Source organism: Collinsella sp. AK_207A, from assembly GCF_902501965.1.
In the GTDB taxonomy this organism is placed as follows: domain Bacteria; phylum Actinomycetota; class Coriobacteriia; order Coriobacteriales; family Coriobacteriaceae; genus Collinsella.
On sequence record NZ_CABWID010000020.1, the window covers coordinates 81,085 to 96,928 of the forward strand.

13 protein-coding genes and 1 pseudogene are annotated in these 15,844 nt (G+C 61.5%); 10 read left to right on the forward strand and 4 right to left on the reverse strand.

The features are described from left to right. The first annotated feature begins 505 nt into the window (after nt 1-505). The 7 genes from GDJ97_RS08050 to GDJ97_RS08080 all read left to right on the forward strand — a co-directional run bounded on the left by GDJ97_RS08050 (nt 506) and on the right by GDJ97_RS08080 (nt 7,855). Nucleotides 506-1,024 carry a hypothetical protein gene (locus GDJ97_RS08050; protein WP_152070773.1) on the forward strand — a complete coding sequence of 173 codons (519 nt, stop codon included), beginning with the start codon at nt 506-508 and terminating at the stop codon, nt 1,022-1,024. A gap of 125 nt (nt 1,025-1,149) precedes the next feature. Next, nucleotides 1,150-1,722, forward strand: coding sequence for a hypothetical protein (locus GDJ97_RS08055; RefSeq protein ID WP_152070774.1), 573 nt, complete (start codon nt 1,150-1,152; stop codon nt 1,720-1,722). Between the two features lie 82 nt (nt 1,723-1,804). Then, nucleotides 1,805-3,829 carry a BspA family leucine-rich repeat surface protein gene (locus GDJ97_RS08060; RefSeq protein WP_193221363.1) on the forward strand — a complete coding sequence of 675 codons (2,025 nt, stop codon included), beginning with the start codon at nt 1,805-1,807 and terminating at the stop codon, nt 3,827-3,829. Nucleotides 3,830-4,298: 469 nt separating this feature from the next. Beyond that, on the forward strand, nt 4,299-4,835 hold the full coding sequence (locus GDJ97_RS08065) for an RNA polymerase sigma factor (protein ID WP_152070776.1): 537 nt from the start codon (nt 4,299-4,301) through the stop codon (nt 4,833-4,835). After that, a complete protein-coding gene (locus GDJ97_RS08070) occupies nt 4,828-5,613 on the forward strand; it encodes a hypothetical protein (RefSeq protein WP_152070777.1) in 786 nt (261 codons plus the stop codon). Before GDJ97_RS08065 ends, GDJ97_RS08070 begins: the two co-directional genes overlap by 8 nt. A 48-nt stretch (nt 5,614-5,661) precedes the next feature. After that, the gene (locus GDJ97_RS08075) at nt 5,662-6,609 is read left to right on the forward strand and encodes an ABC transporter ATP-binding protein (protein WP_152070778.1); all 948 of its coding nucleotides are present in this window, start codon (nt 5,662-5,664) and stop codon (nt 6,607-6,609) included. Further along, the gene (locus GDJ97_RS08080) at nt 6,602-7,855 is read left to right on the forward strand and encodes a hypothetical protein (protein ID WP_152070779.1); all 1,254 of its coding nucleotides are present in this window, start codon (nt 6,602-6,604) and stop codon (nt 7,853-7,855) included. Before GDJ97_RS08075 ends, GDJ97_RS08080 begins: the two co-directional genes overlap by 8 nt. Before the next feature lie 541 nt (nt 7,856-8,396). Here the strand turns inward: GDJ97_RS08080 and GDJ97_RS08090 are convergent. Continuing rightward, nucleotides 8,397-8,942 (reverse strand): ATP-binding protein, encoded by a 546-nt coding sequence (locus tag GDJ97_RS08090; RefSeq protein WP_193221364.1) that lies wholly within the window; start codon nt 8,940-8,942, stop codon nt 8,397-8,399. 49 nt (nt 8,943-8,991) lie between these two features. After that, nucleotides 8,992-9,306, reverse strand: a pseudogene (locus GDJ97_RS09885) (helix-turn-helix domain-containing protein); the annotation flags it as partial. On the opposite strand from GDJ97_RS09885, the gene GDJ97_RS08100 reads away from it, so the two are divergent. Continuing rightward, nucleotides 9,305-9,532 carry a hypothetical protein gene (locus GDJ97_RS08100; RefSeq protein ID WP_152070782.1) on the forward strand — a complete coding sequence of 76 codons (228 nt, stop codon included), beginning with the start codon at nt 9,305-9,307 and terminating at the stop codon, nt 9,530-9,532. The pseudogene GDJ97_RS09885 and the gene GDJ97_RS08100 overlap by 2 nt on opposite strands. Before the next feature lie 30 nt (nt 9,533-9,562). On the opposite strand, the gene GDJ97_RS08105 is transcribed toward GDJ97_RS08100, so the two are convergent. Beyond that, the gene (locus GDJ97_RS08105) at nt 9,563-10,387 is read right to left on the reverse strand and encodes a class I SAM-dependent methyltransferase (protein WP_226808937.1); all 825 of its coding nucleotides are present in this window, start codon (nt 10,385-10,387) and stop codon (nt 9,563-9,565) included. Nucleotides 10,388-10,826: 439 nt separating this feature from the next. Continuing rightward, nucleotides 10,827-11,804, reverse strand: a complete 978-nt coding sequence (locus GDJ97_RS08110; protein ID WP_193221365.1) for an AraC family transcriptional regulator — start codon at nt 11,802-11,804, stop codon at nt 10,827-10,829. Between the two features lie 210 nt (nt 11,805-12,014). On the opposite strand from GDJ97_RS08110, the gene GDJ97_RS08115 reads away from it, so the two are divergent. After that, nucleotides 12,015-13,835 (forward strand): ABC transporter ATP-binding protein, encoded by a 1,821-nt coding sequence (locus GDJ97_RS08115; RefSeq protein WP_193221366.1) that lies wholly within the window; start codon nt 12,015-12,017, stop codon nt 13,833-13,835. Continuing rightward, on the forward strand, nt 13,836-15,569 hold the full coding sequence (locus GDJ97_RS08120) for an ABC transporter ATP-binding protein (RefSeq protein ID WP_152070785.1): 1,734 nt from the start codon (nt 13,836-13,838) through the stop codon (nt 15,567-15,569). Nucleotides 15,570-15,844: the final 275 nt, after the last annotated feature.

Below are 15,844 nucleotides of genomic sequence, written 5' to 3' on the forward strand. Positions count from 1 at the left end.
TACCCTACATGGGGCCGACCGTATTTGGGCAGATACCGCTGGGTAAAACTGGGGAAGATCCCATTAAGTTCCCGGCGGGATTGAGCCGCTATGGTGTCCAGAACCAGAGAGCTTTTCCTGAACCGGAGACACCGGTCACAACCGTGATGGCGTGCCCGGGGATCTCCACCCTCAGCTGAGGACATGGGCGAGGGTCGACCTGGGGTCGGCCATGGCTCGCATTTTGGTGAAAGCCCCCATCGACTGCGGCGCCGTTGAACAGAAATAGCGCGCGAACCACCAGAGCAAATGAGCATTTTGTGTGGTTGGCATACCGCCAGCAGATGAAGTTCTTGCAGCAAGGGGGATTGCTCTGGAATAATTCCCCAGCGCGAAACCAATAGTGGGATTTGCAAATGCTCGGGATGCGCGATGCCCTTGTTTCGGGGCCGAATGAGCGAATCTCGAAGGCGCGGCTCTCACATGAGGTTTCTCAAATAGCGGCAGTGCTTTAAAGGGTGGGGAATTGAGTAAATCGGAGCAAGAGTTTAGCGAGCGCAATAAGAAGAGGCGCATCGTTGCTTCGATAGTGCTCCTGCTGCTGCTTCTCTCCATCGGCGGTTGTACGATATGGCAGTTCGCCCGACCAAAGGCCGACCCCGGAGCGACTGTGCAGGGTTACGAGGGCAAAAGCGACGAGGAAATCATCGCCGACCTCAACCGTCAGGCTGACGAATCGCGCATGACGATTTCCGTGTCGGCAAAGCCCAAGCTGTCAGATGGAAAAGTGCGCGTAAACGTCTCGAACGTGGCGGAAAACAAGTTCTCGCAAACGTTTACCCTCTCACAGGACGGCGTGGAGCTGTATAGCTCGGGGCTTATCGCCCCCGGCGAGGTCGTCGAATGGTGCGACGCGCCGGACGCCCATGAGGGACCTGCGACCGTGACGGTGCAGGGCTGCGACCGTGAGACCGGCTCGCCGTCGGGCAACCCCCAAACCGTTTCCGTCACTATTGTGGCGGCGTCAACTGCCGGGGACAAATAACGCCACCTTCTCCACCCGCCCAAAACGATAGTGATAGGGTATCGCTGCCGCTGATTTCCTCAGTGGCGCAATGCAAGCAATGAAGCGAGATGGGCTCGCTTCGAACAAGAAAGAGGTTTCCTTCCGTGGACACAACCAACAATCGAAAACTCAAGACGTGCGCAGGCGCGCTGGCCGTAAGCCTTGTCGTGGCAGCTGCCGTCGCAACCCCCACCCTCGCTTTCGCCGCTGGCACCACCTCGCAATCGACGGACGTCACCGTCCAGTCCGTGACCCCCGACCCCTCCGGCGACAACCTGTCGTTCTCGGTGCCGACGCAGATTCCCTTCGTCGCCAAGGCCGACGGCACGATGCTCAGCGCATCTGCGGATAGCCTGAAGATTCAGAACAAGTCGGTATTTCCGATTCACGTGGTAAACATGGCTGTCGCCGAGCAGTCGCCTTTCAAGCTCGTCGCCGATGTGACGGCAAGCACCGAAGCGAATGCCTTTCAGTTCACCATCAACGGCACGAAGGCGGCCGCATCCGTTGACACCTCTTCCGAGGCGGCATGGAACATGGGCTACGAAGGCTCCGCGACCGACACGATCTCTCTCAAGACCAACGACGCGAAGATCGCGCGCGTGAACACCGACATCTCAACGCCCCAAAAGGCGGCAGCCATCACCTGGACCGTCGCTTCCGGCGCTGCGCAGTAACAACGAGCCGCATCGTATGCGTTGCGTGCGGGCAATAACGGGAATATGCCACGCTGCCGCGATATCGATCGCGGCAGCGTTCGTGGTTGTGTTGTGCCTTGCCCTTTCCTTTGTGCCCGCATATGCCGACGAGGGAGGGGCAGGTCTGTCCGCGGAGGACGAGGACACGATTGTGGTGAGCGTGCCCACGACCGTGCCGTGCAAGCTGCTTTCCGACGGGACGGTCGTGGCGCCGACCTCGTGGAAGATTGAGAACTCCGGCAGCACCCCGGCGCGTCTTGCCATGGCCTCGGCGAAATCGGACTACGAAGATATCTCCATCTCGGCGAAGGCGAACGGGTCGACACTGCTCGACTACTCGGCGGGCCGTGCGTCCTACGACCCGACGCTGATCGTCCCTGCGCGAGGTTCACTCGATGTGAGCTGGTCGGTGTCCCCGATCGATCCCACTACGCACGCCGACCTGTTCAAGCAGTCATCTCAAAATTCCGTGGCGCTGCTCTCCGCGTCCTTTCTCTTCTGCGCCCCGTCGACGGAGCCTGACGCATCGGACTCCGCCCCGTTCGCCGTCTATTCCGAAGACGACGCCTCGCTCACCTTCTATAAGCGCCGGGCCCTGCCCATCGAGGGAAGCATGTTCGAGGGCAAGACGGCGACGGCGGTGTACGCAAATATCCAGAACACGAAGCACACTCCGCCGTGGAGGGGCATCGCGAGCAAGATCAAGCGCGTCGCGGTCGTTGACGACGGTATCGCCCCGCAGACGATGTACGCGTGGTTCTTCACCTGCGACAATCTCTTTTCGGTCAACATTTCCAAGCTCGATACGTCGAAAACGACGAGCTTGAGCTATGCCTTCTCGGGGTGCAAATCCCTCACAGAGATCGACCTTTCTGCGCTTGACACAAGCTCCGTCATATCTTTTGCCGACGTCTTTCAGGATTGCTCGTCACTTCGGAGCGTGAATCTTGCGGGTTGGAACACGTCGAGCGGAAACAATTTCAGCCAGATGTTCTACCAATGCGCATCCCTTGAAAAGCTCGATATCTCGTCGTTCGAGACGAGAAACGTCAAAACGTTCAAGGAGATGTTCCGCGGCTGCAGCTCGCTTCGCGCCCTCGACTTGTCGCACTTCAACACAAGCGCTGCAACCACCTTCGCATCGATGTTCTACAACTGCAACTCGCTTTCTTCACTCAACGTATCGATGTTCGACACCTCTGCCGCCACCGATGTCTCCCAGGCGTTCTACGGGTGCGGGTCGCTGACCGAGCTCGACCTGTCGAAGGCATCAACTGCCAAAGTCGAGACGTTCTACGGAATGTTCTCGGGATGCTCGGGGCTTACGCGGATCGACCTCTCACTTCTTGACACGTCTTCTGCAAAGAATCTAAGTTACCTGTTCGCGGACTGTTCCAAGCTAGAGTCGGTGAACGTCTCTGGCATTAAGACATCGACCGTCACCGACTTCAACCATATGTTCTCGGGCTGTTCCTCGCTTAAGTCTCTCGACCTTTCGTCGTTCGATACGTCGGCTGCGAAGGATTTGAGCTGTCTCTTCTACGGCTGCTCCTCGCTTGCGTCTCTTAACCTGTCCTCGTTCGATATGTCGAATGTGGAGCAGATGGCAAACCTGTTCTATAACTGCTCCAAGCTTGCGGAGGTTACCCTCGGCGAGTCGTTTACCTGGGTAGGCAGCAAGTGCTTCCTGCCGCAGCCGAATGCGACGTTTATTCCTGGGGCGGACGGCTTGTGGCATGCCGCGTCGGATGGTGTCGCCTATCCGCCTTCGACTGTGCCGGGCAACAAGGCAGACACCTATCGAGCGATCGCGCCTTGTGGGGAAGGCGATGCCGTGGAAGATGACTCAGACGTCTCGAATGGAGCGCAGGCTGGGGAGAACGCAGGTGCCGCGACGGGCACGGGCGACGAGAGCGCCCCGAATGGTGAGAGCTCCGCAATCACTGCGGAAAGCCCGGCGTCGGCTGAGCGCGAAGACCACATGACCGCACTCGCGATGGCGAACCCGAGCGCCGCGGCGACGGCGTCCATAAGAACACCGTCGCGAAGGTCTGCGGCCACGGGAAACCCTCGGCGAAGCGCATGAAGGACGCGCTGCCGAGCCATCTTGCGCCCGAGTCGCTCATCGGGATAGACATTAGACAAGGGGGACAGGTGGCCTGACGGTCCCCCGGTTTTGTCCTGCGCCGCATCGAGGCGGAGGCATATACCGCCCTTCGGGCGCGAGCGACGCCGACGTATAGCGGGCCGATTCCCTCGATAAGCCCGTCTGGCATTCTCCTCATATCGACAATCCGGCAACTATGCGCGGAACGCGAGCACATACCAGCCCTGTTCAGGACGATTACAATCTTTGGTGTGCCTCGTTCAAATGACCAGAGCGGTTTGGGAAAGCGAATAGGCTCCCTTTCCGCCCGCCACTCCCTCGCATATCCACCACTCACCGAGCATCGCCGGCTGCGGTTTTTCTTCATTGCATGGGACGTACATTTCAAAAAACCGCGCACATCCCAGCGCCAAACCACGTTATGCCCTATAGGAGGTGAGGAAAGAGAATGCAAAGCTATCCATACGGCAGCAACGGCAGGGCGGACGCGCCAGGCCGCGAGAACGACTCTTTGGTAGGGCGCTTCGCAGAGGAGCACTACGACGAGGTATACCGCTACTGCGCGCGGAGGCTCCCCTCGAAAGAGGATGCCCAAGACGTGACGCAGGAGGTGTTCCTTCGGCTCGTGCGGAGCGATGCGCTATACGCCGAGCATGGAAAGCCCCTTGCGTATCTCTACACCTGCGCGCGTAACGTCTGTGCCGACTTCTACCGAGGCCAGAGACCGGTTGGCGCCTTGGACGAGGACGATGCGCAGGCAATTCCCGACGCGCGGCATGCAGACATGGACGGACGGCTGACCATGGCGGATGCCCTCGCCCGCCTTACGGAAGAGGAGCGCGAGGTCATCGAGCTGCGCTACGGCCAGGGCCTGCCTATGTCCGACATCTCCGCCGTGACGGGGAAGTCGAGGTTCGCCCTCTATCGAATCGAGCGGCGCGCGCTCGGCAGGCTCAAAGAACTGATGGGAGAAGGCCATGGATGACTCGAAGCTAAAGGATGCGCTGAGGAGCTACTACGCCGATGACGCGGCATCCCCCGACGCCTCGGCGCGCAAGCGCACCTTGCTGCTCGTGGAAGCAGAGGCGGCTCGCGCCCGCGGAGGCGCGAGGGAGGCGGATTACATCCCGCTCTGGCGGTTCGTCGCGAGCCAGGTTCGGTTCGTGCGTCCCTGGGCATGGATGCTCCAAATCGCGCTTCTGGCGTGCATGCTCGCTCTCGTCGGCGAGATCGGCCCGCGCTCGGGAAGCCCCATCGTCGTCATGGCGGCATCGGCCCTCTCGGTTGCCATAGCGGCCCCATCGGTATTCAAGAGCTTCGAGACCCGCGTCTGCGAGATGGAGTACTCGTGCCGGTTCAGCTGCGTGCAAGTGTTGGCGAGCAGGCTTTTGCTTTTCGGCCTGGCCGACGTGCTTTGGATTACGCTCGCCGTTGCGGCAGTGCCAACGCTCGCGGGGATCGACGCGCTTCGCGTACTGCTGTACGCATGCACGCCGTTCTTCTGCTCGTGTGCTACCTGCTTCTATGCGGCGCGCCGTCTGCCGGGCAACTCGCTCGTCGTCAGCGTCGCTCCTGCGATGTCCGTGCTCGCGGCGCTCTGGCTGCTGAGCGCGGCGTTCCCCCTCTGGTACGAGGGCGCGTCTCTCGCCGTATGGGTCGCGGCGCTCATGGCCTCCATGGCGCTCGCCGCCCTGGAAGCGTCAAGGCTCATGTGCTGCGTCTCAGGCGGCCTCTCACCACGCCCGTCAAAGGCTGCGCTCTAGCTCTCCTCCTGCTTATCTGCAACATCGAACGAAGGACAAGGAACGAACATGGAACTCAGGCTCGACAGGCTCACCAAGCAGTTCGGCAGCCATATCGCTGTCGATCGCGTGAGCTTCAGCTTCACGCCCGGCGTCTACGGCCTACTCGGGGCCAACGGCGCAGGCAAGACCACGCTCATGCGCATGATATGCGACGTCATGAGGCCGACATCGGGAAGCGTGTTGTTCGGGGGCATCCCCATAGACCAGCTTGGCGACGGCTATCGGGCGCGCCTCGGGTACCTGCCCCAGGACTTCGGCTACTACCCGGACTTCACGGCCTGCGACTTCATGATGTACCTGGCATCGCTCAAGGGGCTCACCGCGCAGCAGGCGAAAGTGCGCACGCGTGAACTCCTGGAAGTTGTCGGCCTCGCAGAGGCCGCAAAGCGGAAGGTCAAGACCTTCTCCGGCGGCATGAAGCAGCGGCTCGGCATCGCCCAGGCGGTACTCAACGACCCATCTGTCCTCGTGCTCGACGAGCCCACCGCAGGGCTCGACCCCAAGGAGCGCGTCCGCTTCCGCAACCTCATATCCTCTCTCGCCCAAGACAAGATCGTCATCCTCTCCACGCACATCGTCTCGGACGTGGAGTACATCGCCGACGAGATCCTCGTGATGCGCGCTGGCGGCATCGTCACGACGGGCACGGTCGACGAGATCACAGGGGACATCAGGGGATGCGTCTGGGAGTGCGTTGTCACCCCGAGGGAGGCAGACGCCATGTCGGCATCGCTCACGGTGGGCAACATCCACTACGCCCAGGACGGCTCTGCCATCGTTCGCGTGGTGGCGCAGCAGCGTCCGCATCCGAGCGCGCGCACCGTGGAGCCGACGCTGGAGGACGTCTACCTCTACCTTTTCCAGGAGCAATCCGGATGCCTGCCGGTTTCGCAGACGAAAGCGGAAACGGGACAGGACGCAATCGCACGCAGGAAAGGAGCGCACCGTGGGTAGCCTCATCGGATACGAGCTCAAGAAGATGCTCTCAAGGCGCGAATCGCAGGTCTCCATAGCAGCCGTCATGGTATTTGTCGCGGTCATAGCCATCTTCAACATAACGTCCCAGTACGCCCTCGACCCCAAGGAGATGGACACCGAATTCGAGGGCACTGCCGCCATCGCCCAGAATAAGGCAAACGCGGAAGCGCTCGCAGGCCCCATCACCGACGAGGAGGCCACCGAGACGCTCCGCGAGTTCAAGGAGTTCGTCGGTCCGGACGGTGAGGTCAAGGAAGAGTACAGGATGGACAGGAAGCCCTTCGGGGAGAAGACGGACGAGTACTGGGGGTTCAGAGCGAAGAACAGCGCCCTCGTGGCGCTGCTGACAAGCCCTTGGATGCAAGGCTACCAGATGCCAGAGTCCGTGGCAGCCACTATCGACACGACTGGCACCGTCGACCTCTACGGGCAAGTCCGCTCGAAGATAGCCTCCGAGCTCGACGCGAACGGGGCCCTCTCGTACAACGACGAGGAGAGGGCGTTCTGGAGCGAGAAGGCGCAAGGCGTGCACACGCCCATCGAGTACGGATACGCAGGAGGATGGGAGGGGTTCCTCGACCTCGCCCAGTTCCTCATATTCGCGATGCTCGCAGTCGTGATAACGTGCGCATCGGTGTTTAACGGGGAGTACCGGGCCAAAACCGACGCCATCCTGCTGTCCACCAAGTTCGGCAAATCAAGGCTCGGACGCGCGAAGGCGGCGGCCTCCGTGATCGCGGCAAGCGCCATATACTGGGCCTTCACACTCGTCTTCCTGGCAATACTGCTCGTCTTCTACGGAGCCGACGGCGCAGGTCTACCCATCCAGATCTACAACATCACATGCACCTACGGCATAAGCCTGTCAGCCGCCGTCCTCATATGCTGCCTCATCGGGTACCTCGCAACCCTCGCCCTCCTTGGGATAGTGCTCGCGCTGTCGGCCAAGATAAACAGCCCCATGGGAATCCTCGCGGTCGGCGTTGCTCTCATCTTGGTCCCGGTCTTCGTGCCGACGATGACGAACAGCATCGCGAACCACATCATCTACCTGTTCCCCTGCGACGCGCTGAACCCCTTCAGCCTCTTCGACATGGTCTCGTATGCCATAGGCCCTGTCGTGGTCGAGCTCCCCGTGTTCCTCGCCGCTTTCTACCTCTTGCTTTTCGCGGCGGGTATTACCCTCGCGATAAGGACGTTCAAACGCCATCAGGTCGCCTGATGATGTCTAGGAGGACCGTTGCCGCCAAGGATGCGTGAAAGGATGCGTGAATCAGCGAACCTTCGAGTGATTGCATGCCACCTGGGCGAACGTGGTTTTTCTGAAGGCGGAAGTAAATGGTAGTGTCCCGATTGTTGGCGTAGAGCCCGTTTCTCGAGAATCGCCCTCCCAGCCCAACGGGCTCCCCCAATCGGTGCCCCGGCATGAAAAAACGGCTCCCGAGTCATCTCGGGGGCCGTTCAAACGCTCATCGCTCGTTTGAAAGGATGGATACGTCGAGGACACTTAGTCCCTGAGGTATGGTTTTCACTCTATTCCCACTCATTAGTGAGATTGTTGCTTTTTTCTCAGCTTCAATCCCCGAGGGCGAGGAGCGCGGCCCATGGCCTGCGGGCTGCGCGGCGCGGGCCCCGTAGAATACGTGCGGGCGGCGCTTGCAGCCCACCGCGCGGCAGTGGCCGCAGCCGTTCGTGACAGACTGCGGCAAAAGTCGCAAATGGCTTGAAGGTGCGGACCCTAAAGGCGACCACATCCGACAGCCCTAATCCGCGCGAGCGTATCTTCTTCCGCGGCCTTCCCCCTCTTGCTTCAGGTAGCCCTTGGCCACAAGGGAGTTCAGCTGGCGCACCGTCTTCATCTTCTCGTATCCGGTCACCTCGGACACGGTCGAGCGCGACACGAGCCTGTTCTCCGGAACGGCGTCGAGAACCGACCGTTCCTCGTCCGTCAGGGCGCTTCGCCTGTCGACGAAAGGGAGCTTGACGGAGATATAGCCATCGCCCGCCTCGAAGCTCGGCGACGAGCCGGTGCCCTCGTACGCGCCCCTTATGCGGCGCACGCCCGTCCCGAACCTCTCGATGAGCCCTGCGCGGAACATGCTCTCGGCGAGCACCGGATTCCTGAGCAGAGAGAAGCGGCCCTCAAGGTAGGCCTCTTTCGTCATCCCCGGAACCAAGCCTCCCGGCGAGACGACCTCCGCGCCGTCTTCCGAGAGCGATATCCTCACGCACGCGTCCACGTCCCAGATGCGGTGCGCAAGGGCGTTCGCTACGGCCTCGCGGAAGGCCTTCTTCGGGATTCTTTCCACCAACACCCTGGCTGCGCCATCGATGGCTTCGTACTCGCAGTGTCTCTCTGATCCTGTTCTCGATGTCCAGGCACGCCTGCTTGGGGTCATCGAGCCCCACCACGGCGCCGCCGTCGTCGACGCCGAACACTATGCGGCCGCCGTTGAAGTTGGCGAACGCGCTCACCGTCTTCAGGAAGCCCCTGTTGACTTCGGATTTGTATTCCAAGGTCATCGGCCTCTCTCCGCATGGCCGCTCCTTTCCCTGAATCGTTGCAACGATTGTGCAACGATTGATGAATCGTTGCAGAAACGATGCATCGATTATGGGGCGTCTCGCCTTCGCTATGCAGTGTCGCCAAATATCGGGCAATGAACGAGTCATGTTCTTCTGCTATATGCTGGTTATCACCTGCGTATACGACCCCATCAATGTCGCGCCGCAGTCCGTCGCAAAGCTGCTTGACATGACGCTTTCCCTCGACCGAATGAGGGCGATTGAGAACAAGCCCATGCAAACGGGCGGCAAGGAGTTCGAACCCCATGGGCATGATCCTGTTTTTAAGGACGTGGGGTTTCCTACGGAGACGGCGAGCACTGCGGGAAATTGACAAGGGCTCGACGAGACCCCGTTCACCCCTTTACCGAGGCTGCCCCTCCCCTTCTCTCACATACACCATCTTCACCATGCGCAATCGGTCGGATACGCCCATGCTGAGCTTCGTGGAGAGCTTCAGCCCGGCCTTGTCGACGTGGCGGTAATAGGGCTCTTCCGCAACGGCGCAGGTATCGCCGCCGATTCTCCGGGCGAGCTCCGCCGCGGAGCCCACGCAGAAGAACATTCTCGCGTCGGCATGGCCCATCTGCTTCATGTATTTCTTCTGCATCATGCCCATTCCGATTCCGCTCACGCCGTCGAACGCCACCTCCACATTCCCGAAGCCGTGCAGCGTCCGCAGAAGGGCGACCACCTTCTCCTCTTCGAAATAGTGGAACAGGCCGCCGGCGGTAACCAGCACCGGCGCGTCCGGCGCGTCAACGCGGATCCGCCCGATCCAGTCGCCCGAGAAGGCGTCGCCGGCAAGGTAAGTCTGCCGTTCCGGCTTCGGAAGCAGCGCCCTTCGATACGCCATTACTTCCGGCAGGTCGACGGCATACCAGCGGGTATGCCCATCGTCGTTCCTGCAGTAGGTGGTCTCCAGACCGCACCCCAGCTCCGCGATCACGCCGCCCGGCTTGCGGCGGAGGAAGTGCCGGATGCATCGGTCCATGTTGGCGGAACGGGAGGCGGAGGCCAGCAGGGTGTACTGGCTCTGGGAGCCTTTGTCCGCGAGGCCTTCCGGCAGCGCGCCTTTCAGCGACAGGGCCGTTTCGTCGTGCAGGATGTTCGGGAAATGCTCGCTGGCGTAGATCCTGCCGAGCATCGGGATGAACAAGGTGTTCTCTATGGCGCTGAATTCTGGCACGCAGTCCCTCCCCGCAAAACAATGACTCATGATTATTCGGCTATGACTGCCTTCCGAACTGCGCGGGCGTGCAGCCCTTGCCTCCTCCGGAGTGCCCCTGTGAGTATGCCAGGCTCGGAGCAGCCCGCCGCTCTGCCGGCCTCGGTTATTGTGATGCCGGCCTTGAATCCCTGATATCTTTCACCGCTCATTATAGGTTAAAGTTACTCACGTCTAACAATCATGCAAAAGAAGGTTCACACATGCCCGTCGCTATCGTTCTTGCCCGGTGCCCTCGCGGATGAGGCTGCCCGGCAAGGAGCCAGCCACAGCGATACGACACCCGGGCGCGCTCTCGCAGAGGTACTCGAGCGAGGTGGGATCGTCCTTAGCCATATGCAACAACAATCCAATTTGGCGAATACGCACAGAGCTGCAACTCCAAATTGCCGCGCGTGCTCTAAAAGGCCGCACGTCCTGTAGGACGGAAAGGCTCGATTCGCGGGCATTCGGGACGGCGCCGCCACTGCGTGGGGGAGCAACCGAACGTTCGGCGAAATGCTTCGTCGAACGCTGAGGTGCGCGCGTATCCCACCGCGCGCGCTATGCGCGCCACGTCCGCCTCCCCGGAGCCGAGCAGACTGCAGGCGGCTCCCATACGCTCCGCCCGAAGGCGCTCTGCCACGCCCATCCCTCGCACGTTCCTGAAAGCGTCGTAGAGACGCGAGCGGCTCACGAAAAGCTCGTCTGCGATCGCCTTTACGGTGAGCCCCTCGGAAAACCGCGCCGAGATGATCTCCTCTGCCCGCTCCACGATCGCGCGGTCCGTCCGCCCCGCTTCGTCTTCGACCCAAGTGCGGGAACGGGCCAAGAGAGCGGTTGCCGTTTCGAGCGCTTTCGCGTGATAATACGGCGCCGCTCCGGGCCGCGCCGCCCGTTCGGGGGTGAACGACCTGAGAATGGAGAGCATCTCGGCAGGAGGGCTCACAGGATCAAGTGCGCGCATCGCGTCCTCCGCGTCTCCGAAATCGTCGGGGAATCTCTTCTTCAAACCCTCAAAGTAACCGGGCGTGTAGGTGAGGCTCGTCGACTCGTAAAGGGCTCCCGCCTGCATCAGGCAGCGCGTGGTTCCTCCCGCCTGGGAGAACGAGACGACGTTCTCGCGCTCCGCAGCCGCTTGGACGGGCGCATTCGGCAGCGACCGGAGCGTCGCCGACGATCCCGAGAAGACGCAGAAGAAGTCCGTCGGGCGCTCCTCGAGGATGAGCGGTTTCTTCAGGCGAATCGAATGCATACTGACGAGGCACTCCTCGCCGAGCGCCGCCGTCCAGAGAAACCCTTCGCCGAGCGATTCCGGAAGCGTCGCGTACAGACCGCAGCGAACGGATTCCATCCTGAGGGACAGTTGCTCTATCTGCGGTTCCACGAACGTCCGCAAATGCTGCGGGATAGCCGCTTGCAGTGTGCTCATGCTCGATCTCCTGCGGTTTCACGATCGTCCGAATTCGTTTCGAAAACGTCTCCGTTTCCAGGTCGTGGAAACGAAGAACTTGCGCATGATGGTATGTTAACTGCAACTAACTATCAAGTGCGTCGAAGACTCCGGTCCCATCGGGGCGGCGCGCAAGATCAAGATCGGAGGTTTCGTATGGACAAAAAGGAGGAGCCATCCCGCGGACGCAGCGCCGTGTCGCGGCTGCTCGATTTCGCCGGGCCGCGCAAAGCACTCACCTACCTGGGTTGCGCGCTTTCCGCGATCTCCATGGTCGTGGGGTTCGGACCCTATGTGTGCATCTGGCTGGTGGCGCGCGACCTTATCGCCGTGGCTCCCAACTGGAGCACGGCTACGAGTATCGCGGTGTACGGATGGTGGGCGCTCGGGCTTTCCGTCGCGTCTATCCTGCTGTACTTCGCAGGACTCATGTGCACGCATCTGGCGGCGTTTCGCTGCGCGGCGAACATGCGCAAGAGGGCGGCTGAGCATCTGATGCACACGAGCCTGGGGTATTTCGACACGCATGCGAGCGGTGCGCTGCGGCGCGTGGTTGATGGCTGCGCGGCGGAGACAGAGGGAATGCTTGCCCACAAGCTGCCCGATACCGCTGGTTCGGTGGCGATGATCATGGGCATGCTGGTACTGTTTTTCGTGTTCGACTGGCGGCTGGGTCTTGCATGCCTGGTGCCGGTGATCCTTTCGCTCATTTGCATGTTCTACATGATGGGCGGGCGCGGTATGGAATTCATGACGAAGTACATGGGATCTCTCGTCAAGATGAACAAGACGGGCACCGAGTACGTTCGCGGCATCCCCGTGGTGAAGGTGTTCCAGCAGACGGTGTACTCATTCAAGGCGTTTCATGATGCCATTGAGGAGTTCACCCGTCTTGCGCAGGACTATGCGGTGAGATGGTGTCGCACGCCGCAGTCATTGTCGCTGACCGTCATCAACGGGGTAGCGCTGTTTTTGGTGCCGGTGGCCATTCTCCTGGCGCCGGGTGAAGGCGATTTTGGCGCGTTTCTTGCCAACTTCGCATTCTACGCCATCTTTTCGGCGGTCATCCCCACTGCCATGACGCGCGTGATGTTCATGTCGGATGCGCTGCAGTCGTCCACCGATGCGGTGAACCGCGTGGAAGAGGTGCTGGCGGCTCCGACGATAAAGGCACCCGCCGCGCCGAAGGAGCCGGCCGATAACTCCATCGCGTTCGAAGATGTGAGCTTTACTTACGAAGGAGCTCATGAGCCTGCGCTGTCCCATGTGAGCTTCAGCGTGCCGGCGGGGTCGACCGTGGCGTTGGTGGGGCCGTCCGGCGGAGGCAAGACCACGGCGGCCAGTCTGGTGCCTCGTTTTTGGGACGCATGCGCGGGGCGCGTACTGGTGGGCGGCGTGGATGTGCGGAGCATGGATCCGCACAGGCTGATGGAGCACGTTGCGTTCGTGTTCCAGGCAAACCGCCTGTTCAAGCAGAGCGTGCTCGAGAACGTGCGAGCGGCGCGGCCCGATGCTACGCGCGAAGAGGTCGCCCGCGCGCTTTCCGCCGCCCAATGCGACGACATTATAGAGAAGCTGCCTGACGGCGTAGATACCGTATACGGCGCGGCGGGCGCTCATTTCTCCGGCGGCGAGGTGCAGCGGCTCATGCTGGCGCGCACCATTATGAAAGATGCGCCCATTGTGGTGCTGGACGAGGCCACGGCCTTCGCCGATCCGGAAAACGAGGTCAAGATACAAAAGGCGTTCTCCGAGCTGGCAAGTGGGCGCAGTGGCGAGAAGCGCACGGTGTTGATGGTGGCGCACCGACTGTCCACCGTACGCAATGCCGACAAGATCGTGGTGCTGGACGCTGGACGTGTGGCGGAACAGGGAACCCATGACGAGCTGCTGGCGGCGGGCGGCCTGTACGCACGTATGTGGGCGGACTACGAGCGCGCTGTCAGCTGGAAAATCACGTCCGAGGAGGTGGCGTAGATGTCTATCAAAGAGAAATACGGCCTCACCGACGAGGGCGTGCGCAATGTCAAGCTGGGTGCCGCGTGGACGGCGATATCGAACGTCGCGGTGTTTGCGGGCGTGGGAATCCTATTCCTCGCGATGGGGGCGTTTGTCGACCATGCGATAGGAGGCGCGCCGCTGCCCGATCTTCTGCCGTATCTGGCGGGGCTTGTCGTGTTCATAGTGGCGCTGTTCGTCACCGAGTACTTCGCCTACTACTACCAGTACGGCGTCATCTACAACGAGAGCGGCCGACAGCGCATCGGGCTGGCTGAGCGTCTACGGAAGCTCCCGCTGTCGTTTTTCGGGCGGCGAGATCTGGCCGACCTCACCGAGACCATCATGGGTGACGTGAAAACCATCGAGCACGCCTACAGCCATGTGCTGCCCGAGCTGTACGGCGCCTACATCATGCTGGGCGTGGCAGCGGTGGACTTGCTGGTGTTCGACTGGCGACTGGCCATAGCGGCGCTGTGGAGCGCGCCGGTAGCGCTGGGGCTGCTGTTCGGCGCGCGAGGCATCCTGGCGCCACTCATGCACGAGACGCGTATGAGGAACATTGTCGTGTCCGACGACATCCAGGAAGCACTTGAGTGCGTGCGCGAAGTGCGCGCCACCAACCAGGAGGAACGCTATCTCGAACATATCCGCGCCGACGTGGACGCTGCCGAAAAGCAGACCATCAAAGGCGAGCTTATGATGGGCGTCTTTGTGAACGGCGCGCAGATCGTGCTGCGCCTGGGGCTTGCCACCACAATCATGGCGGGTGCAGCGTTCGTGCTCGATGGCACGTGCAGCTTCATGACGCTGTTCTGCTTCTTGCTGGTGGTGTCGCGCATCTACGCGCCGTTCGACCAGTGTCTCATGCTCATCGCCGAGTTGTTCGCGGCGAAGACGGCGAGCGCTCGTATGAAGAGTTTCTTCGAGGAGCCCCTGGCTCAAGGAGACAGCGATTACGCACCGCAGGGTCACGACGTCGTGTTCGACGATGTGTCGTTTTCCTATGACGGCGGCGATCAGGTTCTCTCGCACGTGCAATTCACGGCGCGCGAGGGCGAGGTCACCGCGCTCGTAGGACCGAGCGGAAGCGGCAAGTCGACGTGCGCGAAGCTCGCGTGCCGCTTCTGGGACGCAACGTCCGGCCGCGTGACCGTAGGCGGCGTAGACGTGGCGACGGTCGACCCCGAGGTATTGCTGGGAGACTTTTCCATGGTGTTCCAGGACGTCGTGCTGTTCGACGACACCGTAATGGGCAATATTCGCCTGGGCAGGCGCGGGGCCACCGACGAGGAAGTGCTCGCCGCGGCGCGGGCTGCCAACTGCGATGAGTTCGTCTCCCGCATGCCAGAGGGCTACGCCACGATGATCGGCGAGAACGGGGCGCGCCTTTCCGGCGGCGAGCGCCAGCGGATCTCAATTGCGCGGGCGTTGCTCAAGGGCGCGCCTATCGTATTGCTCGACGAGGCGACCGCGTCGCTCGACGTGGAGAACGAGACGGAGGTGCAGCAGGCGCTCTCGAGGCTGCTCGCCGGCAAGACCGTCATCGTGATCGCGCATCGCATGCGCACGGTGGCGAACGCCGACAAGGTGGTGGTGCTCGACTCCGGACGCGTTGTCGAGCAGGGCGCCCCGGCCGCGCTTATGGAGCGGGACGGCCTATTCACCCGTATGGTCCGTCTTCAGCAGGAAAGCGCCCAATGGGCTCTATAGGGAATCCCCTATAGGGAGTCGTCGGGTCTCTGACGAGGGTTCTGCCCGTCTCCGCATCCGTGATTCCTCCGAGGACTACCTTGAGGCGATCCTCGTCATCCGCGCCGAGCGCGGGCGGTAACACGACATCGGGCGGCGGCGATGGCAACGGGCATCGCGCCATCGCCGCCGAATCCCGCGACTCCGAGATGCAGCGTCTGTCGCTCCGAAAGGAGCAGAGCATGGCAGCCGAATCAGCGGGATGCCGCCCGTTCGCCAAGATCCCCGTGCCGATC

Excerpts from the sequence above, each read along its gene's own strand:
- GDJ97_RS08065 (WP_152070776.1), top strand. The coding sequence starts at position 4,299 with ATGCAAAGCTATCCATACGGCAGCAACGGCAGGGCGGACGCGCCAGGC.
- GDJ97_RS08070 (WP_152070777.1), top strand. The coding sequence starts at position 4,828 with ATGGATGACTCGAAGCTAAAGGATGCGCTGAGGAGCTACTACGCCGAT.
- GDJ97_RS08075 (WP_152070778.1), top strand. The coding sequence starts at position 5,662 with ATGGAACTCAGGCTCGACAGGCTCACCAAGCAGTTCGGCAGCCATATC.
- GDJ97_RS08100 (WP_152070782.1), top strand. The coding sequence starts at position 9,305 with ATGTTCTTCTGCTATATGCTGGTTATCACCTGCGTATACGACCCCATC.
- GDJ97_RS08115 (WP_193221366.1), top strand. The coding sequence starts at position 12,015 with ATGGACAAAAAGGAGGAGCCATCCCGCGGACGCAGCGCCGTGTCGCGG.
- GDJ97_RS08120 (WP_152070785.1), top strand. The coding sequence starts at position 13,836 with ATGTCTATCAAAGAGAAATACGGCCTCACCGACGAGGGCGTGCGCAAT.